Annotated in this window: 22 protein-coding genes, 3 tRNA genes and 1 pseudogene; 12 read left to right on the top strand and 14 right to left on the bottom strand. The window is 60.6% G+C overall.

Annotation, left to right across the window (positions count from 1 at the left end; translation table 11 throughout):
- Window positions 1-34 precede the first annotated feature (34 nt).
- A tRNA-Cys gene (locus EXQ56_11675) sits at window positions 35-109 on the top strand.
- 166 nt (window positions 110-275) lie between these two features.
- Window positions 276-1,756: pseudogene (locus EXQ56_11670) on the top strand (DUF853 family protein).
- Window positions 1,757-1,822: 66 nt separating this feature from the next.
- Here the strand turns inward: EXQ56_11670 and EXQ56_11665 are convergent.
- From EXQ56_11665 to EXQ56_11650, 4 genes are all read right to left on the bottom strand, one after another.
- Window positions 1,823-2,905, bottom strand: coding sequence for a radical SAM/Cys-rich domain protein (locus EXQ56_11665; protein MSO21095.1), 1,083 nt, complete (start codon window positions 2,903-2,905; stop codon window positions 1,823-1,825).
- An 8-nt stretch (window positions 2,906-2,913) separates the two neighbouring features.
- The gene (locus EXQ56_11660) at window positions 2,914-3,246 is read right to left on the bottom strand and encodes a 4-carboxymuconolactone decarboxylase (protein ID MSO21094.1); all 333 of its coding nucleotides are present in this window, start codon (window positions 3,244-3,246) and stop codon (window positions 2,914-2,916) included.
- Between the two features lie 70 nt (window positions 3,247-3,316).
- Window positions 3,317-4,261 (bottom strand): 16S rRNA (guanine(966)-N(2))-methyltransferase RsmD, encoded by a 945-nt coding sequence (gene rsmD, locus EXQ56_11655; protein MSO21093.1) that lies wholly within the window; start codon window positions 4,259-4,261, stop codon window positions 3,317-3,319.
- On the bottom strand, window positions 3,946-4,845 hold the full coding sequence (locus EXQ56_11650) for a site-2 protease family protein (GenBank protein ID MSO21092.1): 900 nt from the start codon (window positions 4,843-4,845) through the stop codon (window positions 3,946-3,948). Before EXQ56_11650 ends, rsmD begins: the two co-directional genes overlap by 316 nt.
- Before the next feature lie 111 nt (window positions 4,846-4,956).
- On the opposite strand from EXQ56_11650, the gene EXQ56_11645 reads away from it, so the two are divergent.
- Both EXQ56_11645 and EXQ56_11640 read left to right on the top strand, forming a co-directional pair.
- Window positions 4,957-5,032, top strand: a tRNA-Ala gene (locus EXQ56_11645).
- A gap of 23 nt (window positions 5,033-5,055) precedes the next feature.
- A tRNA-OTHER gene (locus EXQ56_11640) sits at window positions 5,056-5,130 on the top strand.
- A gap of 104 nt (window positions 5,131-5,234) precedes the next feature.
- Here the strand turns inward: EXQ56_11640 and EXQ56_11635 are convergent.
- Together EXQ56_11635 and EXQ56_11630 are read right to left on the bottom strand one after the other, a co-directional pair.
- Window positions 5,235-7,592, bottom strand: a complete 2,358-nt coding sequence (locus tag EXQ56_11635; GenBank protein ID MSO21091.1) for an EAL domain-containing protein — start codon at window positions 7,590-7,592, stop codon at window positions 5,235-5,237.
- A gap of 248 nt (window positions 7,593-7,840) precedes the next feature.
- Complete coding sequence (locus EXQ56_11630; GenBank protein MSO21090.1) at window positions 7,841-9,505, bottom strand: hypothetical protein; 1,665 nt, start codon at window positions 9,503-9,505, stop codon at window positions 7,841-7,843.
- Between the two features lie 141 nt (window positions 9,506-9,646).
- Between EXQ56_11630 and EXQ56_11625 the strand changes: the two genes are divergently transcribed.
- The gene (locus tag EXQ56_11625) at window positions 9,647-10,870 is read left to right on the top strand and encodes a DUF1624 domain-containing protein (protein ID MSO21089.1); all 1,224 of its coding nucleotides are present in this window, start codon (window positions 9,647-9,649) and stop codon (window positions 10,868-10,870) included.
- A gap of 246 nt (window positions 10,871-11,116) precedes the next feature.
- Window positions 11,117-11,437 (top strand): heavy metal-binding domain-containing protein, encoded by a 321-nt coding sequence (locus EXQ56_11620; protein ID MSO21088.1) that lies wholly within the window; start codon window positions 11,117-11,119, stop codon window positions 11,435-11,437.
- Between the two features lie 435 nt (window positions 11,438-11,872).
- Here EXQ56_11620 and EXQ56_11615 read toward each other — a convergent pair whose 3' ends face one another.
- The 5 genes from EXQ56_11615 to EXQ56_11595 all read right to left on the bottom strand — a co-directional run bounded on the left by EXQ56_11615 (window position 11,873) and on the right by EXQ56_11595 (window position 15,442).
- A complete protein-coding gene (locus EXQ56_11615; GenBank protein MSO21087.1) occupies window positions 11,873-12,259 on the bottom strand; it encodes a hypothetical protein in 387 nt (128 codons plus the stop codon).
- A gap of 7 nt (window positions 12,260-12,266) precedes the next feature.
- Window positions 12,267-13,250, bottom strand: coding sequence for a D-alanine--D-alanine ligase (locus tag EXQ56_11610; GenBank protein ID MSO21086.1), 984 nt, complete (start codon window positions 13,248-13,250; stop codon window positions 12,267-12,269).
- 59 nt (window positions 13,251-13,309) lie between these two features.
- Window positions 13,310-14,359, bottom strand: coding sequence for a hypothetical protein (locus tag EXQ56_11605; GenBank protein MSO21085.1), 1,050 nt, complete (start codon window positions 14,357-14,359; stop codon window positions 13,310-13,312).
- A gap of 129 nt (window positions 14,360-14,488) precedes the next feature.
- On the bottom strand, window positions 14,489-15,130 hold the full coding sequence (locus tag EXQ56_11600; GenBank protein ID MSO21084.1) for a hypothetical protein: 642 nt from the start codon (window positions 15,128-15,130) through the stop codon (window positions 14,489-14,491).
- Window positions 15,131-15,442: a hypothetical protein gene (locus EXQ56_11595; GenBank protein MSO21083.1), complete on the bottom strand. Its 312-nt coding sequence runs from the start codon at window positions 15,440-15,442 to the stop codon at window positions 15,131-15,133.
- A gap of 304 nt (window positions 15,443-15,746) precedes the next feature.
- Between EXQ56_11595 and EXQ56_11590 the strand changes: the two genes are divergently transcribed.
- From EXQ56_11590 to EXQ56_11570, 5 genes are all read left to right on the top strand, one after another.
- Window positions 15,747-18,347: a M1 family peptidase gene (locus tag EXQ56_11590; GenBank protein ID MSO21082.1), complete on the top strand. Its 2,601-nt coding sequence runs from the start codon at window positions 15,747-15,749 to the stop codon at window positions 18,345-18,347.
- Between the two features lie 186 nt (window positions 18,348-18,533).
- Complete coding sequence (locus EXQ56_11585; protein MSO21081.1) at window positions 18,534-19,973, top strand: UbiD family decarboxylase; 1,440 nt, start codon at window positions 18,534-18,536, stop codon at window positions 19,971-19,973.
- Between the two features lie 159 nt (window positions 19,974-20,132).
- Entirely contained in the window at window positions 20,133-21,101 is a 969-nt protein-coding gene (locus tag EXQ56_11580) for a tripartite tricarboxylate transporter substrate binding protein (protein ID MSO21080.1), read from the top strand.
- A 3-nt stretch (window positions 21,102-21,104) separates the two neighbouring features.
- Window positions 21,105-21,575, top strand: coding sequence for a tripartite tricarboxylate transporter TctB family protein (locus EXQ56_11575; GenBank protein ID MSO21079.1), 471 nt, complete (start codon window positions 21,105-21,107; stop codon window positions 21,573-21,575).
- 49 nt (window positions 21,576-21,624) lie between these two features.
- Window positions 21,625-23,136, top strand: a complete 1,512-nt coding sequence (locus EXQ56_11570; GenBank protein ID MSO21078.1) for a tripartite tricarboxylate transporter permease — start codon at window positions 21,625-21,627, stop codon at window positions 23,134-23,136.
- Between the two features lie 54 nt (window positions 23,137-23,190).
- Here EXQ56_11570 and EXQ56_11565 read toward each other — a convergent pair whose 3' ends face one another.
- Both EXQ56_11565 and pheA read right to left on the bottom strand, forming a co-directional pair.
- On the bottom strand, window positions 23,191-23,742 hold the full coding sequence (locus EXQ56_11565; GenBank protein MSO21077.1) for an ankyrin repeat domain-containing protein: 552 nt from the start codon (window positions 23,740-23,742) through the stop codon (window positions 23,191-23,193).
- 32 nt (window positions 23,743-23,774) lie between these two features.
- Window positions 23,775-24,620, bottom strand: coding sequence for a prephenate dehydratase (gene pheA / locus EXQ56_11560; protein MSO21076.1), 846 nt, complete (start codon window positions 24,618-24,620; stop codon window positions 23,775-23,777).
- 373 nt (window positions 24,621-24,993) lie between these two features.
- On the opposite strand from pheA, the gene EXQ56_11555 reads away from it, so the two are divergent.
- Window positions 24,994-25,521 carry an acyl-CoA thioesterase gene (locus tag EXQ56_11555; GenBank protein ID MSO21075.1) on the top strand — a complete coding sequence of 176 codons (528 nt, stop codon included), beginning with the start codon at window positions 24,994-24,996 and terminating at the stop codon, window positions 25,519-25,521.
- A 45-nt stretch (window positions 25,522-25,566) separates the two neighbouring features.
- On the opposite strand, the gene EXQ56_11550 is transcribed toward EXQ56_11555, so the two are convergent.
- A complete protein-coding gene (locus tag EXQ56_11550) occupies window positions 25,567-26,400 on the bottom strand; it encodes a 2,3,4,5-tetrahydropyridine-2,6-dicarboxylate N-succinyltransferase (protein ID MSO21074.1) in 834 nt (277 codons plus the stop codon).
- Window positions 26,401-26,405 lie beyond the last annotated feature (5 nt).

Raw genomic sequence — 26,405 nt, 5'->3', positions numbered from 1 at the left:
ACAGGGTTCAACAGGGTTCAACAGGGTTCAACAGGGCGCGGTACCCAAGTGGTAAGGGAGAGGTCTGCAAAACCTTTATGCGCCGGTTCGAATCCGGCCCGCGCCTCCAGATTTTTCTTCGGCACTCAGTTTCCCTAACTTCTAACTAAGTTAAAATAATCGATCACGATGTAAAGGTGCGTCTGAAGATCTCAAGCGGCGCTGGAGGGAAGCTTGTCCAAATCAGAACCAATCTGGTAGGCAAGAACACGCGGGAATTTTCCCTGCTTCCGCAGATGGCCAATCGACATGGCCTGATCGCCGGAGCGACGGGTACGGGCAAGACGGTTACGCTGCAACGGCTGGCGGAGAGTTTCAGTCGCATCGGTGTGCCTGTTTTTCTGGCGGACGTGAAGGGCGACCTCTCCGGCGTGAGTCAGGCGGGCGGACAGAATCCCAAAGTTGCCGAGCGCGTGCAGAAACTGGCGCTGGCCGATTTCGTCTACGCCGGTTGCCCAGTGGCCTTTTGGGATTTGTTCGGCGAGCAGGGGCATCCGGTGCGCGCGACCGTCTCCGAGATGGGGCCGCTGCTGTTGTCGCGCCTGCTGAATTTGAATGACACGCAGAGCGGCGTGCTCTCGATTGTATTCAAGTAGCCGACGATCAAGGCCTGCTGCTGCTTGATTTGAAAGACCTGCGGGCCATGCTGACGCACGTCGCTGACAACGCCAAGGACATAAAGACCACCTACGGCAATGTTTCGGCGGCCAGCGTGGGAGCCATCCAGCGTGGATTGCTGACGCTGGAGGAGCAAGGCGCAGAGCGCTTCTTCGGCGAGCCGGCGCTGAATCTTGATGACCTAATGCAGACCGATGCACGCGGCGCTGGAGTCATCAACATTCTTGCCGCTGACAAGCTCTTGCAGTCGCCGCAACTTTACACCACGTTTCTTCTTTGGCTGCTGGCGGAGCTTTTCGAGCAGTTGCCGGAAGCGGGCGATCTTGATAAACCCAAGCTGGTTTTCTTTTTCGACGAAGCGCACCTGCTGTTTGACGATGCGCCGAAGGCGCTGCTCGATAAGGTCGAGCAAGTTGCCCGACTGATTCGCTCGAAAGGTGTGGGCCTCTATTTCATTTCGCAGAACCCGCTGGATATTCCTGAAGACGTGCTCGGCCAACTTGGCAACCGCGTGCAACATGCGCTGCGCGCCTTTACGCCGAAAGACCAAAAGGCCGTACGGTCCGCCGCGCAAACTTTTCGCGCCAATCCTGAGCTGAATGTTGAAGCGGCCATTACCGAACTGGCCGTGGGCGAGGCGCTGATTTCGTTTTTGGATGCCAACGGTACGCCGGGAATGGTGGAGCGCGCATTCATCGTACCTCCACACAGCAAAGTGGGGCCTATCCAGCCAGCCGAGCGCCAGCAGGTCATTCAATCCTCATTGATCTTCGGACATTACGAGAAGCTCGTGGATCGCGAGTCCGCGTACGAGTTACTGCAAAAGCGCGCGGAGCCTCCGCCATCGGCTGAGCCCACGATTCAGCCGCGTGCCGACAATCCGACTGCGGCACGTGCTCCAAGCTGGCCGCGGTCAGGACCAGCCGGATACCCCACGGCGCCGCCGCGCCCGAGTGGCCCGGGTTCGCGTGGCGGACGCCCGCCCGACAGCCTCGGCGATGCCATGATGAAGTCCGTCGTGCGCGCCGCCGGCAGCTCGCTTGGCCGCCAACTGTTTCGCGGCGTGCTGGGTTCATTGCTCGGCGGCAGAGGGAAATAATCGCGGCCCGGCCGAGTTGAGTCCTGGTGCGAAATTCGGTACGATTGCGGTCGGGGCTCTGATGGTTCATGCCGTAAGCGTGCCGCCGCAACTGGAGCCAGCGCCGGCGGTGCAGCCGTAGCAGTGCTGGCCGATGGTGATCTCACGCTGCGCGAGCGCGGCAGCGCCAAGTGTCGGGCTGAAGTCGCGGATGTGCCTGAGCGCGCCGCCCACCGGCAGGTCGAGCATCTGATTGAAGTCGCAATCGTAGAGCGTGCCATCCCATCCCACCGAGACCATCGTGCGGCACATCACGCCCGCCGCCGCCGCGGGATTGTATGCATTCACCAGCTTCTCCATGTACATTTCGTGGTTGCCGCTGCGGTCCAGATATTCGAGGAAGCGGCTGATGGGCATGTTGGTGATGGTGTAGAGCGAATTGAATACGACGCCGTGGCGGCGTCCGAGCTCGCGGCGGAAGTCGGCCTCGACGGCATGTTGCGCGGGAGGCAGGAACGCGCCTACGGGATTGTAAACCAAGTTCAACTGCAAGCCGCTTGTCGGGTCGCCGTAGCCCAGTGCATTGAGTTTTTTCAATGCGGCAATGGAATCCTCAAACACGCCCTCGCCGCGCTGCGCGTCGGTGCGGTCGGCCTGATAATACGGCAGGCTGGCGATGATCTCCACCTGATGCAGAGCGAGAAACTCCGGCAGATCGCTCTGCGAGGCGACCAGCAACACGGTTAGATTGCAGCGGTCGATCACCTGCCGGTCGAGGGCGCGGGCGCGCTCGACCATCCAGCGGAAATTGGGATTTAGTTCCGGCGCGCCGCCGGTAATGTCCAGCGTGGGAATTGCAGAGTGCTCCAGCGCTTCGAGGCAAAGCTCCGCCGTCTCTCGCGTCATGGACTCGCGGCGATCCGGCCCGGCGTCCACGTGGCAATGTCCGCAGGTCTGATTGCACAGTTTACCGACGTTGACCTGCAACACCTGAATACTGGTTGAGCGCAGGGGATACAGCGCCGAGGCCGCCAGCGCGCCGGAGAAGCGTTGCAGGCGCGGCGCGCGGCCTTCGAGCACGCGCAACTGCTCGGCGGTGGAGGCCAGCGGGTGGCGAATCGAAATGAGGCTGCCTGTTTTGTTCCCTGTCTGGCTCCCTGTCTTACTGATTGCCAAGCTCACATGCTCACCTTCTCCGCCGCGCGGCGCATCTGCATTCCGTGAACCAGCGACGCGCCGCCGCGAATGGCGGAGGCCACATGCACGGCCTCGGTCATCTGATCGAGGTTGGAACCCTTCTCCAGGCACGTCTGCGTGTAGGCATCGATGCAATAGGGGCACTGGACAGCGTGCGCCACGCCCAGGGCGATCAGCGCCTTCTCGCGTTCGCTGAGCGCGCCTTCGGCGAAGACCGCGCCGTACCACTCCGAGAATTTCTTCCACAGCTCGGGCGCGTTCTTGCCCATATCGGCAAAGTGCGCCAAGTCATCCTGATGATAGTATCCCGCCAAAGTGTCCTCCGTTGATCGTGTCCTAAGCCATCGCACAAGCCCAGGCAATTCGCATTACTAACCAGGCTAACTAAATTGTACCGCTGCCGGTTGCATGGGAAGCGATGCGGTAGAAACTCAGTGCGCTGGTGCCTTGCGTAAGCAGGCGGGTGCGCTGCCAGCAATGAGGCGGACCACCGATGCTCTGGGGAGTTGCGTCGCGCTTAGCGTGCTCCAGAATGATCCAACCCTGCGGGCGCATCACGCTCCCCTCCACCAACACACGAATATCATCGAGCGCTTCCGTCAGGGCCGGGTAGGGTGGATCGAGAAAGCAGATGTCGGCGTGAACGCCCAGCGTGGTCATGCGCTTCAGTCCAGCGTGGCCCGTTATGCGCCAGCAGGAAACTTGCTCCCGCGACGGCAGAAAGGCCAGATTACTTTCGATAATACTCGCGGCGGCGAGATCGGACTCGATGAGATAAACTCGCCGCGCACCGCGGCTGAGAGCTTCCACTCCCACCGCGCCTGTTCCCGCATAGCAGTCGATGAAGACGGCGTCCTGTATCCAGGGGGCGAGAATATTGAATAGCGTTTCGCGCAGCCTGTCGCTGGTGGGACGAAGTCCCAAGCCGGGCAGCGTCTTGAGTCGGCGTCCCTTATGTTGTCCCGCGATGATGCGCATGAAGTGAGTCCGAGCGGATGTGCTTTTGCCAGAGCTTAGAACGTAATGGGCGACAGGCTGAAGCAGGTGAAAAAGATCACGGCCAGAAGCACGCCCAGAGACGTTCGTGGCCAGCCTAGTGGAAGGCCGTCGTCGATTTGGCGCGGGTGCTTCACGCCGAACACCAGCAGCAGAATCATCAACGGAATCCATGTCGGAGTGAAATCCCATACGCTGTATGCCAACAGGCCCGCGAACATGGACATGGCTACTGCGCGGCTGCGCGCTCCGAACAGCGAGTGCGAGATGTGTCCGCCATCGAGTTGGCCAATAGGCAGCAGGTTCAGCGCGGTGACGAACAGCCCGGCCCATCCGGCGAACGCCAGCGGGTGGAGCATCATGTCCACGCTGTCAGCCTGACTGCCGTGCGCCAGCCAGCTTAATCCCTGAAACAGCAGCGGCTCGCTCAGCGAGATGGAATTTCCCGGCACCGCCGTTTTCGGGATGATCCTGGATAACGTGATCCCAATGTAGGTTACGGGCAGCGCGACGATCAATCCGGCCAGCGGCCCTGCGGCGGCAATGTCAAATAGCGCGCGACGGTGCGGGATGCGCGGCGACATCTTGATGAATGCCCCCATTGTTCCGAACAGCGACGGGAAGGGAATAAAGTAAGGCAGGGTGGCCGGGACGCGCCAGTATTTCGCCGCGAAATAATGGCCGAACTCGTGTGCGGTGAGGATGGCCAGCAGGCTTGCGGAAAACAGCCAGCCCTGAATCAACGTAGTGGAGACGGTGGTGAGCGCGAACAGCAGGATGTGCAGCCAGTACTTTGGCTTTGGCGGCACGGGTAGCGTTGTATCGCTGTAGCTCGGGTAGCGGTAGGGCTCGGGCGAGTAGACGTAGGGCTTCGGGAGCGGCGGAGAATACGGGTCGCGGGTGCTCAGATCGGACATTAATTTTCAGTTTACACTATTGCCGGATGGTGGTTGTCAGGCGTTGTAGCCCGGCAGTGGAGTTTGACACCCTCTGCCCGCGCCGCTTACAATGAATACACATACACAAGTGGGCCTGTGGCGCAGCTGGGAGCGCGCTTCCATGGCATGGAAGAGGTCAGGGGTTCGATCCCCCTCAGGTCCACCAAATTTTCGATCCAAACAGGAACTGGTCGAGCGGCGTGAAGGTTAGCGCGTCCCGGCGCGCCGGGAAGGTCAGGGGTTCGATCCCCCTCAGGTCCACCAAATTTTCGATCCAAACAGGAACTGATCGAGCGGCGTGAAGGTTAGCGCGTCCCGGCGCGCCGGGAAAAGGTCCGCGCATCATGTGCACCATCCAAAATGACGGTCTAAGTGTTGATGATCTGGAGGCCGATGAATTCCGTTACCGGGAATTGCTCATTCATGCCGGGGAATAGGCCCTGCTCCAGGAAGCGCGTCGCGGCAGAGACCTCCATGGGGCGGGCGAAGAGGTAGCCCTGGGCGTGCTTGCAGTGCACGCTGACCAGATAGGCGCGTTGCTCCTCGGTCTCCACGCCTTCGGCGATCACGTCCATGCCCAGGTGCTCACCGAGCGAGACAATCGAGCGAATGATGGCGTTGTTGCGTTCCTCGGTACCGATCTTGGAGACGAAGCAACGGTCGATCTTCAGGCCATCGGCGCGCAGCGTGGATAGATAGCCGAGCGAGGAGTAGCCGGTCCCAAAATCGTCGATGTGGACGCGCACTCCCAGGTCCGCCAGCCGCTCCAACATGCGGGCCACGGCCGGGGGATCCTCCATGATCTGACCCTCGGTGATCTCCAGTTTCAGACAAGATGGATCAATGTTGAGCTGCGAAAGATAGTTCCGCATGACTTCGTACAGGTCGCGGCGCACAAAAAACTTCGGCGCCAGATTCATGCTGACGCTGATGGGCACAGGCGTGCGAAAACTTTCGTTCCATTCCTTGGCCTGACGGCAGCCCGTCTCCAGCACCCACTCCGTGAGGGGCATGATGAGGTCCGTGTCCTCCGCGATGGGCAGAAACTCCATGGGGCCGAGCAGTCCCAGCGTGGGATGCTGCCAGCGCACCAGCGCCTCAAATCCCACGGGGCTGGCGGTATCCACCATCACGATCGGTTGATATAAGAGGCGAAGCTCGTTGCGCTCCAGAGCGCGGCGCAGATCGTTATCGATCCGCAGACGCTTCACGGCGGACTCATGCATGCTGGGATCAAAAACCGCGTAGTTGCCGGGGCCTTTAGATTTTGCCCGATACATGGCGGTGTCGGCGTCGCGCAGCGCGGTGTTGGTGTCGTCATAGTTCGCCGACGAGAGCGAGACGCCGATGCTGGCGTTGGTGAACACTTCTCCGGATGCCAGCAGGATGGGCCGCTGCATCTCCGTCCGGATGCGCTCAATGGCGCGGGGTACATGGCTCAGTTGTGGCAGGTCGTCCAGCAGCAGGCCGAATTCATCTCCGCCCAGACGGGCGACCGTGTCCGTAGTACGCACACAGGCACGCAGGCGGCGAGCGGTTTCCTTGAGCAGTTCATCGCCGGCCTGATGGCCCAGGCTATCGTTGATCAGCTTGAACCGGTCCAGATCGACGAAGAGCACCGCGTAAAGATAATCCCGATCTCGCTTGGCTCGACCGATGGACATGGCCATGTGGTCGAGAAACAGGGCACGATTGGGCAGGTCGGTCAATGGATCGTGAAACGCGTTGTGCGTGAGTTTTTCCTGTAGCAGTTTGCGCTCAATGGCGCGTCCGAGTTGCGCGCCAATCTGCTCGGTTGCTTCCAGGAGCAAACGGTCCGGTTCCCGGACCTCGTCTGAAAACAATTCCAACACCGCCACGACACGCTTGTTGACGGTAACTGGAAAGGCAAAGCCGGATTTCAATCCTGCCTGGAGTGCCGCGCCCGCTCGCTGGCAATTCATTTCGCGGGACAGGTCCTCCCCCCAGATGGGCTTGCCATGCAACAGAATGCGGCCTGGAATGCCTACTCCCGGGGTATAACGGATCATCTCGCTGAGATGGCGAAACTGTCCGAATCGCGCCTCATCATCGAGAAACCAGACTCCCGAGGAGAACAGCCCCTCACCATTCTGCTCATCGGCCATGTAGACATGCCCCACAGGCCAGTGGATATACCCGGTTAGCCTGTCGAGCACCAGTTGCAAGGCCTGGTTGGTGCTGGAGGCCTCGTTCGCTGCGGCGGCGATCAGCGAAATCGAGCGATAGCATTCGCGGGCCATCTCATCGCGCAGGGTCTGATTTTCCAGCAACTCCAGCAGGAACTGTTTGTTGAAATTATGTATCTTGTCGATGACGCTGGCAAAGACCGCCGGGATCAGGCGAGGTGTCTGCGAGAGCATCTCCAGGAAATGTCGGCGCTGGATGACAAAGAGTTCGCAGGGCTCAATCGTTTGTACAGTCGCGGACCGCGGTGCGCCGTCCACCAAAGCCAATTCTCCAAAAAAATCGGCGGTTTGCAGTATTGCCAGCCGGGCATTTTTCCCGTCTTGGCCCTTCTTCAATACCTGAACCCTGCCCGAGAGGATCAAATATAGAGCTTCCGGCGAGTCTCCCTCGGAGAAGACTGTGGTGTTTTCCGGAATAACCTCGTGGCGACCGATTTCCGACAAAGCATCCAATGGCTCTGCTAACAAGCTGTTGAAGATAGGTATCTTCTGCAGCGCGAGATTGATCGGCAAGTTCATTACAATCCTTTTCCTAGTTAACTCTCCCTTCAGATATCGGTTCGCATGGGCCTCGGTTGCGGGGTTTTAAGCCTCGGTTGGGGTGTACAAACGCTGGCACTTCCCCCGCGAATGCGCATGAAGGCATTGCTTTGTGAGCATTTTCACAGTTGGTATATCCGAGCCGCGACACTGAACGCCATATTGATGGCGTTCAGTGTCGCGGCTCGGATCAGTCTGCAGCATCCGGAAAATGGGCCTAATTGCGCCTAATACCGATAAATCAGGTCGAATTGCAGACGAGTTAGATTGCGCTCGACGACGCGCGTCCCCGCCGCCGCTCCCGGCACGGTGCCGAGCTGCCGCCCGATGATCGCGCGCGCGGTTCCGGTTACGTTGCGGTTCACGCTGTAGACGATCTCGGCGCGATGGCTGGCGTGGTTGGTGCCTTGGCGGAAGTTGCTGAAGTTGAAGTTGGAGAGCAGCGAGTCGCGCTCGATGCGGGCAAAAGTATACCCCAGCGCGAAATCGCCTTTGTCCTGATTACGGCCTAAAATCGTCTCCACCCAATACGCCTGACGATCCCGCGCATTGCAGGCTGGCGTCGCCGCGCCCGCTCGGGCGAACGCGCCGAGATTCTGGCAGGCGCGCGTGTTCTGCGCAAAGTCGCCCTCGATCATCAGCGGCCAGCGCGCCGTTCCGGTATTAATGTCCAGGCGCGCGATGACGTCGAGGATGCCGTACTTCGACGCCAGCGTGCGCACGCCGTTAATTGTTCCAAAGGAGTTGGTCAGCGCGCTGCCGCCGAATCCGTAATTGCCGCCCAAGCCGGTCGGCTGTCCGGCATCGTACGATCCGTTGCCCTGGTTGACGTTCGAGGCCAGCGAGGCTTCATTGTTGTAATCGAAGAAAGTCATCGCGGCGCCCAACTTCACGCGCGAGCCCAGTCCCCATTCCGTGCGGGCCTGCCAGCCGAGCAGCGATGTGTCCGGCCCGGAACCAGACTCCAGCATTACGGTCTGAAACCCGATCAGCTCCAGGCGCTGCAATGGCGAGTCCTTCCAGTTGAAGGTGAGTGCCTCAGTGACGCCCTCGGGATTCAGATCGTTGTCCCACATCATCTGCGTGCGTTGGAACGTGTAGGCCCACTTGCCGGCGGTGATGCGCAGCGGCTTCATCCAGCGCGGATTGTAGCTGACGAAGGCCTTGTCGATGGAAAACGGTTTCTCGGTGAAGTAGCCGGTCAAGTCCTGATTGGCAGAAACTGGATTGCCGCCGATGCCGCTGGCCAGCATGATGCCGCCGGAGAACTCATCGTCGAAACGCGTGGTGGCGTTGATGCGCAGGCGCAGGCGATTGCGGAAGCGGTCGGGCAGGGAATCACCGTCGCTGGGTCCACCGCCGAAGAACGGCTCATGGCGATATCGGAAGTCGCCGCTGAAGCTGAACGGCCCGAAGCCACGCATGCGGTCTTCCAGGGCCTTGCGCGTGTCGGCCAGATTTTTCTCGACTAGCTGGACGCGACCACTCAGGTCGCCGCCTTCTCCTGCTCCCTGTCCCGTCACCTGTGCAGTCGCCGTTGCCGGAGTGCCAGCAGTAGTGAACGCCGCCGGGGCGCTCAATGTGTAGCCAGCGCCAGAACCAGCCGAGGCCATGCCTATCGCGGGGACACGCGGCGCTGCCAGCTCCTGCATTACCGCGTTAATCGCCGCCTGCTGCGCGGCAAAGTTTTTTTTCTGCTCCCGTTGCTGTTCGACAAGAAGCGCTCTTTGCATCTCGATCTCACGGCCCTGCTCCTCCACGACTGAGCTCAGTCGCGCAACCTCGCCGCGAAGCTGGTCCAACCGCCCGCGAACTTCGTCAGAAGTCTCCGCGGCACCGGCCGTCAGGTTGCTGATTATTACTAGTAGCACGAAAATTTTGATGCGATTCACGCTGTTTCCTCCATAATGTACGCGCTGCGTATGCTGCTTGCTGGGGCGCGCGGGCCTTTGATTGTTACTTACAAGAGAACAGTGTATTAAGTTAAGTTTTCTATAACATTACGCAAATATTACAGGTTGGTTACATTTTTCATGCTGAATTGGTTTGGCGCTCTCGCTAACGTGCAACGAACCTCTACTCCTACAGCAAGCCCATCCGCGCAGCGCCTCGTTTATCTGGATGTGTTTCGCGGGTTGGCCGTGTTCTTTATGTTCGACGCGCATGTAACGGATGCCGTGGTGCATCTTGGCTCCAGCGCCCGGCCCATTCATCACTGGCACAACGTAACATTCAATCTGCCAGCGCCCGGCTTTCTCTTCGCGGCGGGCTTGTCATTCGGCATGGTGGCGTTCGCGCGCTGGGAGCAGTTCCCCGGCTGGACGGACGCCGTACGCAGCCGCCTCGCGCGTCTGGCCGAAGTGCTATTCGTCGCGTACCTGCTGCATGTTCCCACCACCGCGTTGAGCCGCACACTCACCTCCCCGGAGACTGCCCTGCGCCGCCTGTTTGGCTGGGACATCCTGCAGTGCATCGGCTACACCTCGCTGCTGCTGCTCGCTGTGGCGGTATGCGTCCCGCGCCGCGAGTGGTTCCTTCGCGCCTGTGTCGCGCTGACGCTGCTGATTGCACTGGCAAGCGCGTGGCTAAATAACATTCCGTGGGCCGCTACGCCGGACCTGCCCTGGTGGCCCCAGTCCTGGCCCATGCCGTGGTGGATCGCCACTATCTTCACCAAACAACTCGGCTCCAACTTCCCGTTTTTTCCTTACGCGGGATTTCTGACCGCCGGCGCTATCTGGGGCTACCTCTTCGCGCAGTCGCGCCAGCGCGGCGGGGAGCACGGTTTTCTAAAGTCCACTCTGTTGACCGGCGGCGCGCTGCTGGCCGCGTGCCTGCTGCTGGCGCAAGTTTCGCTGCCGGCTCCCTACGATGATTTTTGGGGCGGCAGCCCGGTGTTTTTCTTTCTCCGCGTCGGATTGTTGATGGCCATCCTGGCCGCCCTCCATTTTCTGGAGAGCTGGCTGCTTCCCGCCCTTGGCTTCATCGTAATGCTGGGAAAGGAATCCTTGCTCGTCTATTTCGTTCATCTAATCATTGTCTACGGGTCGCCGGTTAATCGCGTATGGAATTTGCGCCACTTGGCCGGTGACGGCGTGGGTTTCTGGACATGGCTGGCGCTGCTGGCCGCCATCACCGTGTCGATGACCGCGCTGGCCTGGGTCTGGACCCGCGCCAAGCAGCGCCTCGGCGCGCGCCTCGACCGCGCTCTATGGGCCGGCGCGGCGCTGGCCACCATCTTTTTCATATTACGATAGATGCCGTGGTGGATCGCATATTGGGGCGGGACAATTCCCCGTCAGGGCACGACTTTAGTCGTGCCGCTGCGGATTCGATGAGATGGGGCTTTAGCCCCTGAGGTGCGACCCTCAGCGGTTGAAACCGCTTCGTTGCGAATAGCCATTCGGCACGACTAAAGTCGTGCCCTGACGCCACACCATCGTGCATCATTCACTTGATTGTACGTCGTAAAATACTACATTTGGACCTCAGGAGAAGCAGCCATGATACTCACTACCACACCCAGCGTGGAAGGAAAGCAGATTACCAAGTATTGCGACATCGTTTGCGGCGAGGCCATCGTCGGCGCGAACATCTTCAAGGACCTGTTCGCCAGCGTGCGCGACATCATCGGCGGCCGCTCGGCGGCCTATGAACAGGAATTGAAGAAAGCGCGCGAGATCGCCATGCAGGAGATCGAGCAGGCCGCCCGCGACCTGGGCGCCAACGCCGTGGTAGGCATCGACATTGATTACGAAGTGGTGGGCCAGTCCGGCAGTATGCTGATGGTCAGCGTCAGCGGCACCGCCGTGGTGATTGCGTAAGCAGGATTTCTTTTCGCCTGTTGTGGACCAGTCAATTAGTGAAACATCGTGCTTGTCGGAGTTGATCCTTAACCCTTTTCTCTAGCCCCGGCCTTTAGGCCGGGGTAGGGGATCCCATTTGCAATTCAGGCCGCTTCAGCGGCCTTACCGTATTTAGTGGCTTTAGCCTCCCTGTTTCGGATTCCTTCGCTCCGGGCCATGGTCGGATGATGACGATGGTCTCGTATAGGAAGCCCGCTGAAGCGGCCTCGATGGATCGAATCGCATGGAAACCCAGCCCTGAAGAGCTGGGCTAGAGAAAAGAAAACATCCTTGCTTCACCTGCTCGACTATCAACTCAATTTGTCGAGCTCCAGCCTAGCGAGATTGGTTTCTAATTGTTTCAGGTGTGCTTTGTCCATTGAGTAGAGGGATACGAAATCGTCGTGGCTTGTCTCAACCGCAATCGTTAAGGCCCCGCTCAGAAGGAAGAACCAAATCCAATAAGCGTTCCAAGTGAATGACGTCGGGATCATCAACGACATGCGCAGGCGCGTCAATCAAGAATCGGTTCTCGCCGATTGATCTGCGATAACTATAAAATAGTTCGGGATTCTCCGCCGATGGGTAAATCCCCCACCCGCGAATCCAGAGCAGTCCTTGCATCCGCAAATCTATTGAATGCGCGATTACGCGAGCAAGGCCTGTTTTTGCGTGGGTATCAATAGGCAACTTGTAGCTAACAGAGTGAGGATATTTCTCACTCAATGTCTGCTTGGGGAACTGCACACCCAATTTGGTTTGCAGCCATTCCTTGCACTCACGAGTCGATATGATTCTCATATGGTGCTTACGCCGCGCGGCGCGCCGCGAGATTGCGCAGGCCCAGGTTCAGAATGCGCTGGATGAGGTCTTCGTACTTCAAGCCGGTGGCGGCGGCTGATTCGGCGAAGTCCTCAGTACGCCCGATGGCGGGATTGGGATTGGGCTCGATCAAGTAGAGCCGTCCGTCCTCCGTCAGACGGAAGTCCAGGCGCGCGTATCCGCAAAATCCCAGCACCTGATAGATGCGCTTGCTCAACCGGCTGATCCACTGGTCGTAGCCCGGCGGCAGTTCCGCGGCGGGGCCATTGGAGACGCCCATCTTTTCGCGATACTGGTTATCCCACTTGACCTTCGACGTGGCGATGGCCAGCGACGATTCGCGCATCTCGCCGAAATGCACTTCCCACGGCGGAAACGTCTCCAGCCGGTTGTTGCCGATCACGCCGACGTATAGCTCGCGGCCGTCGATGTACTCCTCCGCCATGGCGTCGGTCTTCAGGCGGGTGTGGATGAACTCGACGCGCTCGCGCAGTTTCTCATCGCAGGTTACCACCGAGGCCTGCGCGATGCCCTCCGAGCCGTGCTCGGAAGTGGACTTCACAAACAGCGGGTAGCGCAACGCGCGCGGCTTGCGCGCTCCCTTGCCGCGCGGGAATACCTTGAAGGGCGGCACGGGGATGCGATGATAGGCGAGTATCTTCTTCATCAGCGGCTTGTTGTACGCGAAGAACAGCCCGTCGCTGTGGCAGCCCGTGAACGGTTGATCGAGCAGCTCCAGGTAGCCGAGCAGGTAGGGAACGTAAGTATTTTGACCGAAGAGCTGCTCAAGGAGATTGAAGACGATGTCCGGCTTCCAGTCGCCGAGCGTGTCTTTCACCACGTGCAGATCGGTAACGCCGCCCAGCACGCGCGTCTCATGCCCCAGCGAATGGAGCGCGGTAAGCACGTCAAACTCCGTGCGCCACGTGGCCAGCCACTTCTCATCCACTTGTTCGGCGCTATCCGGCATCTTAAACTCAAGGTCAGTAAGAACCAAAACCCTTTGCTTCACGCGCACCTCCCGCATCGCTAAACGGCCAGCCGATGCTTGCGGCCATGCAGATAGTTCATCGTCTGCATGGTCAGTAGAATCGCGGCTTCCAACTGAATCTCCTGATCGGGCCGGCTGACGCGCAGGTCCAGTTCGCGACAGCGTTGAATCATGTCCTTCAAAACCAGGTTGATGGTGTAAGCGTATTCGCCCGTCCACGACGCAATGCGGCGCGGCAGCTCGCGCCCGATGCGCCGCAAAAATGCGGACGCGGGCGGACGTTTCGATCTCCCCTGCACGGGTGGGAACAGCGTCACCAGGTCGGCATCGTAAAAACTGGGATAGGCGGTTGAGTAGCGCTCCTGCTTTTTCCAGTAATGCTCGCGGAGCTTCTCCTTCAGCGTATCGAGAGGCTCGATGCGGCCAGCGGGTTTGATCCTCGGCGCCTCGCCGGTGAGCTCGCTCATCAGCTCGTCCACGTACTCCAGTTTCTCGAGCGCCGGCCAGCCTTGATAGCGAGTCTTCCACTGCGAGTTGGGGCGCAGCCACTCGGCGAAGGTCTCGGCGAAATCTTCCACTGGATGGCTCTGCGCGTACCACCAGTCCAGGTGCAACACATACTTGTGTGAGTAGGGTTCCGGCGTGTAGAAATCCGGATAGGGTTTTGCGGAGCTGCCGAAACTCTCGCGCCAGCGTTTGCGGCGGCCCAAACGAAAGGCCGTTTCGTAGGCGTGTCCGGCCTCGTGCCGCAGCAACTGCATGCACCACTGGCGCGTGCCACCCTCCACGTCTTTCATCAACCGCCGCTCCAGCCGCACCAGTCGCGGATGCGCCAGATAAAACGGAATAGCGATGCCCGGCGAATCCTGTGGCGAGAACCATTCGCTCGACAGCCAGCAGGGCGGGCGGAAGCGCAAGCCGCGCTCGGCCAGCTCCCCATAGAGCTGATCAATGCGCGCGCGCAACTCACTGCCTTCAATCTTCAGCCGCAGATCACACATCCGCAGACCAAGCATTTGCTTGTCGGTGTAGTCGGACCAATACGGATTGGTGTTCTGAAGCGGGCGGTGCACACTCACGAAAGCCATGTTAGCAGGGCAGTTGAACGTGAGGAGGGGAAGCCGTGGCAAGTGAATACAGCAAGGCACCCCCGCAACAAACGGCGGGCGGGGCCGTTTGCGCGGAGTACGGAAGTGGGTGAGTCTCTTCGCTAGTTACTATTGAATCACGATGGTCGCTGTGTTGCTCACGCCGCCGCCGAGAAATGTGGAATAGGTCATGACCGGATCGATCACCAGCGGCTGCGCATGGTCGTAGTCCGCCAGGACAAAGCCCACGGATGTCGGGCCTTGCATGACGAAGCGGGTGGCGATTTCGCGGCGCACGCCTCCAGCCATCTGATAGGTAACGGGAGCGTGCAGCTTGATGGCGGACCGGGCATCGTCCGCGCCGGCGCGACCGGCATGTATGGTCAGGTTGCCCGCGCCGTCCAAATGAAGCGGCGCCGCGCCGGGGAACTCCACCAGGATGTCGGCGGGATCACCTCCGGGCCGTACTTCAAAATCAAACTCCATCTGCTGGGGATTGCCGTAATAGACCAGATCAATGTTGCGATAAACGTCCCCGTAACTGACTTTCCGGTAGGTCGGGACATCCTTGCGCCACGCGCTCGAGTCGTTGCCGATCAGGTAATTGATCTTCCCGGCTTGCTGCTCCAGCGGAACGGGGCGCGACTTCCGGTTGGCGCCCACCAGTTGCAGCATCAGTGTCTCCACCGCGCTGGCCTTGCCGCGCTCCGGCACGGTGAGCCATTCGCCGCTGAAGCGCTCGGGGCTAAACAGGTCCTGGCGCAGGTCCACTCACGACGAACTCAGTTCCTGCGCCAACGTCCGGCGGGCAGCGGGAGCACTGAGTTGGAGTGTTGCGCCGGACGCCGCCAGCGAGACTGCATACCCCGCACCGCGGGCAACGTAATCAATGCCAGCGCCGGCTTGCCCCACATTAGGCTCAAAGGCGATGGGCAGGCTCTGCAACGTCTCCACCGCCCGTGCTCGGGACACCGTTTCAGATGGTCCCCCGGCGGAAAATGCGCTGGTAGAGGGAATGATCACTGCAAGCGTACTGACAGCGATGAGCAGGCACTTTTGAATCGGCGGAAGAGGGCGGAACATGGGAGACTCCTGGTGCGAGTGGTTTAGCGTGCGCTTCTCTAGAAGTAAGTAGTGGCTCTCGCGATCAACCTAAGGTCCGCAATCCGTTTAAGCGAATGACTCGGTCCGGCGAGGGGGCTGCGAGTCACGGCGCTATTCTCGCCAACTACATCTATTTTTGCAATCTAAATATGGCCCGATTCCTGACACCTCTCGATTGCACCAAGGGATAGGACCCGGGGGATTCCCGGCACACCGGTCTGCGTATGCTAAAATGAGCAGTTACGGACGCATAAATACCAGTCACCTGTAAGGAGTGTTCTCCATGCCCGTGCGAAATCCCTTTCTTCTGCCCACCAACGTTGTTCCGTCTCACTACAATATTGAGCTGAAACCGGACCTGGGCAAGTTCACTTTCTCCGGCTCGGAGAAAATCACGGTTCAGGTGAAGCAGACCACCAGGCGCATCGTGCTGCATTCGGTCGATCTGAAGATTGCGCGTGCCCAGATCGTTCAGAAAGGCTCGGGAGCGGAGCAGGCGGCAGCCAAGATTCGCTACGACGCGAAGATGGAAGCTGCCGTCATCGATTTTCCCAAGCCACTAAAGAAGGGCGCCGCCGTGCTCGCGCTGGAATTCACCGGCGAGCTGAACGACAAGATGCACGGCTTCTACCGCACCGCCTACACCGTGAACGGCGAGAAGCACTGGGGCGCGGCGACGCAGTTTGAGGCCACCGATGCGCGTCGCGCATTCCCCTGCTGGGACGAGCCGGCGGCCAAAGCCACCTTCCGCATCGCGCTCGATGTTCCTAGGCACCTGACCGCGCTTTCCAACATGCCTATCGTTGCCGAGTCGCCGGCGGGCGAAGGCCGCAAGCGCGTGCAGTATGACACGACGCCGATCATGTCCACTTATCTGGTGGCCATCGTTGTCGCCGAGCTCGAGTGTATCGAGGGCAAGGACTCCAAGGGCGTGCCCATTCGCATCTGGACCAGCCTCGGCAAGAAGGAGCAGGGCCGCTTCGCGCTCGACCAGAGCACTCACACGCTCGCTTACTTCGCCGATTGGTTCGGCATCCCCTACGCATTTCCCAAGCTCGATCAGGTCGCGTTGCCCGACTTCGCCTCCGGCGCTATGGAGAACTGGGGCCTGGTAACCTATCGCGAAACCGCTCTGCTGGTGGACCCCGTGAACTCTTCGCAGGCGGCGCGCCTGCGCGTTGCCTCTGTGGTGGATCACGAACTGGCGCATCAGTGGTTCGGCAATTACACCACCATGGACTGGTGGACCGACCTGTGGCTCAACGAAGGCTTCGCGTCTTACATGGGACCCAAAGCCACCGACCATTGCCACCCTTCATGGGAGACGTGGATGACGTTCGTCCACGATGAATACGTCGCCGCGCTGCATGAGGATTCCCTGCGCAACACCCATCCGGTGGAAGTCCAGGTGAAGAATCCGCACGAGATTCGCGAGGTCTTCGACGCAATTTCCTATAGCAAAGGCTCCGTGGTCAATCGCATGGTGGAGCACTACCTCGGCGAAGAGAGTTTTCGCAAGGGCCTGAACCGCTACCTCTCGGTGAACGCCTTTGGCAACGCCGCCACCATGGACCTGTGGAGCGCGCTCGAAAAGGTCTCCGGCAAGCCCATCAAGAAAATGATGGCGGGCTACACGCGCCAGCCCGGCTATCCCGTGCTGATGGTGAAGAGCCAGCGCAAAAAAGTTGGCGGACACAACCTGCTGCAACTCGATCTGGAACAAAAACGTTTCTTCATTGACGGCAGCCGCGACTCGAAGAAAACCCTGTGGCAGATTCCCGTCGGCGTACAAGTGGGATCGCCTGCCGGAGCCAAGGGCGAACCCACTTACGAGACCATGACCAAGCGCACGCATCGCATGACGGTGGAAGCGAATGAAGGCGAGTGGGTGAAGATCAATCCGCGCCAGAGCGGCTTCTATCGCACTGCATACCCTGACGAGATGCTCGACCATCTCATCACCGCCGTGGTTGAGAAGCAACTGCCCGCCGTCGACCGGCTCTGCTTGCTCGACGATGCCTTCGCGCTGGCCCGCGCCGGGGTGGTGCGCAGTTCCTCGGCCCTGCGCGTGCTGGAGGCCTATCGCTTCGAGACTGACTTCAGCGTATGGCTGACCGTGGCCGGAGTTTTCGGCTCGCTCGACAATCAACTCTCGCGCGAAAAATTTCACCTGAAGCTCACCGCCGCCGCGCGTGAGTTCTTCGCGCCCATCGCTTTTGAGATGGGCTGGGAGCGTCGCCCGCAGGACGGCCACCTCGACATGATGCTGCGCTCCATGGCGCTGCGCCAGTTGGGCGCGTACGGCGACGCAGCGACCATCGCCGAGGCCCGCAAGCGCTTCAAGAAATTTCTTGCCGGCGACCCGCTCGATCCCGATCTGCGCCAGCCCGTCTATTCGCTGATTGCCGAGAACGGCGGAGCGCGCGAGTGGGAGCAGTTGCGCAAGCTCTATCGCTCCACCGACCTGCACGAGGAGAAGACGCGCGTGCTGCGCGCCTGCGGAAACTTCCGCGACAAGAAAATTCTCGGCGAGTATCTGGAGTTCGCGCTATCGAGCGAAGTCCGTTCGCAGGACACCTGGCTGGCGCTGGCCAACGCCGCGTCTCATCCGCTGGGCCGCGGCCTCGCCTGGCGCTTCCTCAAGAAAAATTGGAAGACGTTTGTAACGCGCTATCACGGCGGCGGGTTGAACCTGCTGAATCGCTGCATCGCCGTCTGCACCGGCTTCACCAGCAAGGCCGAGTTGGCTGACGCCGAAAAGTTCCTGAAGTCCCGCCGCGGTCCGGGCATGGAGCGCGCCATCGACAAATCGCTGGAAGCCATCCGCTCCAACGTCAAATGGCTGGAGCGCGACCGCAACGACCTTCGCTCATACTTCTCCTAGCCTGTTTTTGGGTTGACGTAATGGAGGCACTGGTAGCCACGGCGAGCGGGTTTCTCGCCGTGGGTTTTTGGTTGTGGGATATTGATCCAACAGGAAAATCCCACGGCCAGGAAAAACGCTGACCGTGGCTACCTAGGCGAATGGGCTGTAGCGATACGATAAATGTCATAGAGGAAACATAAAGAGATGCCAGCAACATTGAGATCATTTTTGCAGCAGGCCGGCGAACGCGTCATTGAGATTGATGATCCCATCGACCCGATCAATCAAGTGGGCATTCTCAGCTCGGAGAGCCGCCACCCATTCCTGCTGAATAATCTGAAGGGCTTTCCCGGCTGGCGTCTGTGCGACCGTCTGCTGGTGAACCGCGAATTGCAGGCGCTGGCCATCGGCGCGCCCGATCCGCGCAAACTGAATTCCTATCTCGCCGAGCGCATGTTTCGCGTCGGCCCCGGCAAATCGAAGATGGTCGCCGACGGGCCGTGCAAGGAAGTGAAGCTGATCGGCGAGGCCGCCGACGTTACCAAATTGCCCGTGCCGATTCATTCCATCGGCGACGCGGGCCGCTACATTGGTTCCGGCGTTACCATCACCAAAGACCCTGAAACCGGCATCCGCAACGAGGCCATGATCCGCGCCATGGTGAAGGAGCCGCGGCGCATGCCCTTCTGGATGGCGGCGCGGCACAACTGGGCGCACTACCTAAAATATCAGGAGCGCGGCGAAGCAATGCCCATGGCCTACGCCATTGGTCTGCACCCGGCCTACGAAATTCTCTCGAACTACAGCGGGCAGCACGATTCCTGGGACGAGCTGGAGCTGGCCGCCGGCGTGCTCGGCGAAGAACTCGAGATGGTCCCGTGCGAGACGATTGAGTTGGAAGTTCCCGCGCACGCCGAGATCATCATCGAAGGCATCGTGCGCCCCAACGTGCGCGAGCAGGAAGGCCCGTTCGGCGAGTTCACCACCTATCGCCAGGGCGCGGAAGGCCCCGCGCCGGTGTGGGAGATCACCGCCATCACGCATCGCAAGAACCCCATCTTCCGCCACGTGCAATCAACCTGCTTCACCGATCATCAGGATTTGGTTTCGCTGGCCATGGAGGCCACGCTCTACAATCGTCTGCGCGACGTGCATGGCAAGTCCGACGTGCATGAAGTCTACATCCCGCGCTACGCCACGCTGTTCACGGTGTTCATTCAGATGACGCCGCGCTGGGACGGCCAGGCGCGCGACGTGCTGCTGGCAGCGCTGTCTAGCCCCAATCTGCATCCCAAAATTGTCATCGCCGTCGATGAGGACGTGAACATCCATGATCCCAAGGAAGTGTTCTGGGCCATCTCCACGCGCGTGAACCCGGAGCGCGACATTATTATCATTCCGCATGAGCGCATTCATCCGCTGGACATTTCCGTGCCACGCGTGAATGACGCCGAAGTTACCGTGATGCGCGTCGGCGGCAAGATGGCCATCGACGCCACCAAGCCCCCGCTGTGGCGCAAAAAAGCACGCGATAGCTTCGAGCGCGTGCAGCCCTCCGGCGCAGGCGACTCGGCGCTCGAAGATATTCTCAACCTGCTGCGCGACGAAGCCGCCGTGGGCAAGCGTCCGCAGACAGTGGTTTAATCAGAGCCCCGACCGGAAGGGAAGGGGCACGCCCAACGATCATATCCCCTCGGCGAACGTGCCCCCTCTCTGGCAGTCGGGGCTCTGATTTGGGTACATCATTCGTCAAAATGGTCTAGCTCGGTGAGCGCGAACTTATTTTAAGACAGGCAAAACTGAATGCGAATTAGTGTGTGGATGTTAATGTTCGTGGTGGCGATTGCCGTAGTGGGCGCAGGCTGCAAGCGGGAGACTCCGTTTCCCAATCGCGAGATTGAATTTGTCATTCCTTTCGCGCCGGGCGGCCCCGCCGATACCGCTGCGCGCATTATTCAGCCGGTGATGTCCCAGAAGCTGGGCGTGTCCATCGTGTTGGTGAACAAGCCGGGCGCGGGCGGGGCGCTGGGCGCGGAGTACGTAATGCACGCGCCTGTCGATGGCTACCACGTGCTGGCTACCACCAATAACACGCTCACTGTGCTGCCCGCGCTGGAAGAGAATCTGTCGTACAAGATGGAGGACTTCACGCCGCTCGGCAGCTACGTCTCCGACATGAGCGTGATCGCCTCGCGCCCCGACCCCCGCTGGAAGACACTCGAAGAGTTTGTTGCCTATGCGAAGAAGAATCCCGGCAAGCTCAACTACGGCTCGGCGGGCAATGGCACCATCTCGTATTTCGCCATGGAACTGGCGCGGCAGGCCTATGGACTCGAGATCATCCACATTCCGTTTCAGGGCACCGCGCCAGCCAAAACCGCGCTGCTCGGCGGGCACGTGGATGTCACCGCCACGGGCTTCGGCTTCGTCGGCTCCGACATTCGCTCCGGCTCGCTGGTGGGTTTGGTCACTACGTCCGCCCAACGTCTGCCGGATTTTCCCGACATTCCCACCATGGCCGAGATGGGATTCCCCGATGTTGCGCTGAATATCTGGACGGGTCTGTACCTTCCCAAAGGCACTCCGCCGGAGATCGTCGCGAAGCTCAGCGCGGCCCTCGATGAAACCATGAAGGACCCCGCCGTGCAAAAATCCGTCCGCGATGCGGGCTATGTGGTCGAGTATCGCGATGCCGCGGCCACGGCGCAGTTCGCCGCGAGCGAAGCGAAGATGATCCGCGATGCGGTCGCAAAATTTGGAATCAAAAAGTAGCCAATGGAAACAAGCAGCGCGGGGGTGTCTCGAATGCGATGGGTTCCGCCAGCGTTGCTGGCGCTTATTGCCGCGGCCGCTGCCGTGGAAGCGGCTCGTTTGGGACTCGGCGAAGCCGGGCGGCCCGGTCCGGGCTTCTTCCCATTCTGGCTGGCCGGGACGCTGGCCGTTGCCGCTGCCGCGCTATCATGGCGCTCGCGCGGCGAGCAAGCGGCTGTGTCGCTGGACGGAGTTGGATCGAGTCATTCGCGCCAGGCCTTGTGGGCTTTCCTCGGGCTGGCCGCTTATTGCGCTGCGTTGGTCCCGCTGGGTTTTCTTCTCGCGACATTTTTCTTTTTCTCCGCCGAGACCATCATCATCGAAATGAAATCCTGGCGTACCGCCATGCAGACTTCCGCCATCGCCACGCTGGCGGCATTTGGCCTGTTCCAATTGCTAAACGTGCAACTCCCCTCGGGCTATTGGATGCGGTAAGCTGAACGGAGTGCCGGATAATCTGCCGGACAATCTGCCGAACAATCTAATGGACATCCTGAACAATCTCGCGCAGGGACTGACGCACGGCTTCTCCGTGGCGCTGGCTCCCGGCAATCTGCTGGCCTGCTTCGCGGGCGTGCTGGTGGGGACGCTGGTGGGCGTGCTGCCCGGCATCGGCACCGTCGGCGCGATGGCCTTGCTGTTCCCGCTGAGTTATTCCTTAAGCCCCGCGGCGGCGCTCATCATGCTCGCTGGAATTTACTACGGCGCCATGTACGGCGGCTCGACCACTTCCATTCTAATGAATATTCCCGGCGAGGCGGCGTCGGTCGTCACTTGTCTCGATGGCCACGCGATGGCTCTGCGCGGACGCGCGGGCGCGGCGCTGGGCATCGCCGCCTTCGGATCATTTATCGCGGGCACCGCCGGTGTGATCGGCATCACGCTGCTCGCGCCACCGCTGGCCGGCTTCGCGCTGCGCTTCGGTCCGCCGGAACTGTTCGGCCTGCTGCTGCTGGGCCTGGCAATGGTCAGCAGCGTTTCCAGTGGGGTGGGCGGGGCGGGCCGGAAATCCGTCATGATGATTCTGGTCGGCCTGCTGCTGGCCACCATCGGGATGGATCCGCTGGCCGGCGTGCCGCGCTTCACTCTGGGCAGCGCCACGCTGGCCGACGGCCTCGATCTCTCCGCCGTGCTGATGGGATTGTTCGGCGTCGCCGAAGTGATGATCCAGCTTGATCGCAACGAAAGGCCCGAAGTAATCACCACTTCGTTGCGCGGCCTGCTGCCCTCGCGCGCCGAGTGGAAGGAATCCGCCGCGCCCATCGCGCGCGGCTCGCTTCTCGGATTTTTTGCGGGCACGCTGCCCGGCGTGGGGACCATCCTGCCGTCATTCCTCTCCTACGGAATTGAGAAGCGTCTCTCGAAACATCCTGAGCAGTTCGGACACGGCGCGATTGCCGGCGTGGCCGGCCCCGAGTCGGCCAACAACGCGGCCACCGCCGGCTCGATGATTCCGCTGCTCACGCTGGGCGTCCCGCCCAACGCGGTGATGGCCATCCTGATGGGAGCATTTCTGGTTCACGGCGTGCAGCCCGGCCCTCTGCTGGTGACGGAGCATCCCGACATTTTCTGGGGCGTCATCGCCAGCATGTACGTGGGCAACGCCATGCTGCTGCTGCTGAACCTGCCGCTGATCGGCCTTTGGGTGCAATTGCTGCGCGTGCCCTTCGCGCGCCTCGCGCCGGTGATTCTGCTGCTGTGCGTGGCGGGGGTCTACAGCGTTACGTCGAACATCTGGTCGGTGGCGGTGATGCTGGCCTTCGGCGCCGCCGGGTACCTCATGAAGCGCTGGGACTACGACGCGGTTCCGCTGGTGTTGGCCTTCGTCCTGGGCCGCATGATGGAAGAAACCTTCCGCCAGTCGCTGCTGCTCTCACGCGGCAGCCTCAGCATATTTGTCACGCGTCCCATTGCGGCGGTGGCGCTGCTGGTCGCCGCCGCGGTGGTCATCACTCCATTGCTAGTGAAGAGAAATCCCATCGCGGGTAGCGCGTAACCGTGCCGCTTGCTGACGCGCGCGGCACTGTTCGCGGCACCCTTCGCCGCACTATCACGCAACGCCGCGCAACAACTTCACGACTTCCGCGTGTCCGGCGCGCTCGGCCTCATCAAGCGGTGTTTCCAGATTGTCAATGCGCGTGCGCGCGTGCGGGTCAGCGCCGTGCTTCAGCAGCAACTCTACGGCCGCGGGTTCGTTTGTCGCCGCGGCCCAGTGCAGTGGCGTCCAGTCGTTGTGGCCGCGCTGCTGAATGTCCGCGCCCAAGGCCAGCAGCAGTTCCACGATGGCCAGCTTATCGTCACGTTTCGTGGATAGCGCCGCGATCAGGGAAGGGAACCCGGCGTGGTCGATGCCATCCGCCGCGCCTCCACCCCCACTATTGACGGCTCCATAGTTGGGGTTCGCGCTCATCTCCAGCAACTGTTTGATGGCCAGAAACGGACTCCAGTAGATGGCGTACTCGAGTACGATTTCGCCGATGCCCATTGGCCCGCGCGTGTTGGGAAAGTCCGGTGGGTCATCCATCAGCCGCCGAATCGCCTCCACATCGCCGCGCACGTAGGCGTCATGCAGCGACTGTGTTTGATTGGTATCCATCGTCATCTGTGCCACAGTGCCGCGCGCGGTGCTGTCCTTTAGATTGTCGGATAGCTGCCGAAGACGCGGACGAACTCGGTGATTTCGTCGAGGTGCTTCAGCGCGCTGCGCGCGGCCGCGTCGCTCGGTGTGCCCAGGAAGTCGAGGTAGAAGAGATACTCGAAGGGGCGGCCCTTGAAGGGGCGTGATTCGATCTTGGTGAGCGAGATGTCGCGCATCGCGAATACGCTGAGGCAGCGGGCCAGCGCGCCGGGAATGTTGTGCGTAGCGAAGGCGATGGAGGTCTTCACGGCCTTCTTCGGCAGATGTGCCAAGGGCTTTTCCCCGAGGCGTTTGCGTCCGAGCAGGAAGAAGCGCGTGTAATTTTCCTTGTCATCGCCGATGTTTTTTACGAGTAACTTGGCCCCGTAGATGCTAGCCGAGATCTCACTCGCAATGGCGGCGGAGTCAGTGAGTCCCTGCTCGGTGATCATCTTCACGCTACCCGCCGTGTCATAGTAAGTGACTACGTCCCACTGACGATGTTTGTCGAGATACTTGAGACACTGCCGCAGGGCAACAGGGTGTGAGTACACTTTGCGGATGGCGCGCAGTGAGACACCCTTGTTCACGATTAGGTTGTGCGTGATCTGCACGCTGGTCTCGGCCAGGATGTGTAGGTGGTACTTGAGCAGCAAATCATAATTCTCATGGACGGACCCGGCCAGCGTGTTCTCGATGGGCACGATGGCGTAGTCGATGCGCTTCGCGGTGAGTGCGCGAAACATGTCGAGGAAAGTTTTTTGAGGGGCGAGGTCGATCTCAGGGCCGGCAAGTTTTACTGCCGCCTTCTGGCTGAACGCGCCCAGCTCGCCCTGAAATCCCACTCGAAGTTTTCGCGCCACGCATTCTCCTTCGCTCTCGCGGGCTCCCTGGGTTTTATGGATTCATCCGCAGATTCCGCGGATTCCGCGGAACGGGCAAATTTTGATTATGCCGGGGACTTCGCTCCCGGCGCAAGCGGAGAGTGCGACCGCGTCGTCAGCCACATTTAGGGCATCTGCCGCAAAAACCGTGAAAGTGTGCAATTTGGGCACAGCCGCAAATTTGGTCAATCTGTCATGCTGGTGCCAGGAGGCGAAGAGGCGTGTCCCGCCGGTTTCCCACTTGACCCGTGACCCCGTTGCGGTCTTAATCTGGTGACTGGCATTTGCCCGCGATCAACCTGCCTTAGAGGTCGGCTGTCGACCCGAGGCCAGAAACGGAGACCGCTTCGCCATGTCTGAAGTGCCGACGAATTCGCCCCACGCTGAAGGTGCGCCCAGGAAGTTTACGACGAAGATCCACGTCTACTGGCACGATTGTGACGCGGCGCGCATCGCCTACTACGGCAACTTCCTGAAGTGGCTGGAGATGGCCGAAGAAGACCTGTTCCTCTCGCGCGGGCGCACGCGCTCCGACGTTTATCTAGGCTTGAACATTGGCTTTCCGCGCGTCGAGGTCTGGATTCGCTACCGCAAGCCGGCGCGGCTGAGTGACACGCTGGAGGTTACGCTCGAAGTGGAGAAGCGCACGCGCACGTCGCTGGTGCTGCGCGTCGAGATGCGCCGCCAGGGTGAGACAGATTTAGTCGCCGAGGCCACGAGCAGACTGGTCTGCATCAACAGAGAATTTCAACCCGTCGCCATTCCCGACGAGATGCTGAAGCTGCTCGACGGCTATCTGCCGTCTGTCACCACGCACACGCATGACGAGGTCGCGCCGCATCCGGACGCGCCGCGCAAAAAGGAAAGGAATAGCTGGTAGGCCTATTATTATTGAGGTTTGTGCAATCGAAGGTCGACGCCGCTGCTAGCGCAGCAGGTCTTCCAGTTGGATGGATTGATCCGTCTTGGCGTCGCGATACTTTACGATGACCGGCGTGTAGAGCGAGAGGCCGGCGTCCTTCCCCCAGCCCGTTGTTACCGCGCGCGAGCCCGGCACCACCACCGCGTTCTCCGGAATAATCAACGGGCTTCCAGCCTCGCGGCGAATCACTTCACCGCGCACCAGATCGTAGACCGGGGTCGCGCCCGTCAGGATGGTGCCTGCGCCGATGACCGCGCGGCGCTTGATGACCGTGCCTTCGTAGATGCCGCAGTTGCCGCCGATCAGTACATCGTCCTCGACAATCACCGGCAGAGCGCCGACGGGTTCGAGCACGCCGCCGAGCTGGCTGGCCGCGCTCAGGTGAACACGCGCGCCCACCTGCGCGCACGAGCCCACCAGCGCGTGTGAATCGATCATGGTCCCTTCGCCAATGTATGCGCCCGCATTGATATACATGGGCGGCATGCAGGTGACGCCCTTGGCCACATAGCAGCCGTCGCGAATGGACGAGCCTCCGGGCACGATGCGCACGCCGCTGGCGTTACCATCAGGCCCAAACTTCTTCAGCGGGTAGGTATGCTTGTCGAAGAACGGGAAGCGCCCGTGGTCGGCGGACATGTTCTCGATCCTGCCCAGCCGGAAGCCGAGCAGGATGCCCTTCTTCACCCACGCGTTCACGCGCCAGCCCGTGGGCGATGCGGCGTCCGGTTCCGCGGAGCGCACGGACCCCGCATTTAGAGCGGCTTTCAGCTCCTCAAAGGCGTCGAAGAATTCCTGGCCGTAGCTCTCTGGCTTTTGGTTGAAGAGTGATTCAATGCGCT

The organism is Acidobacteriota bacterium, from assembly GCA_009691245.1.
Taxonomy (GTDB): domain Bacteria; phylum Acidobacteriota; class Terriglobia; order 2-12-FULL-54-10; family 2-12-FULL-54-10; genus SHUM01.
This window is presented reverse-complemented; position numbering and strand designations above follow the sequence as displayed.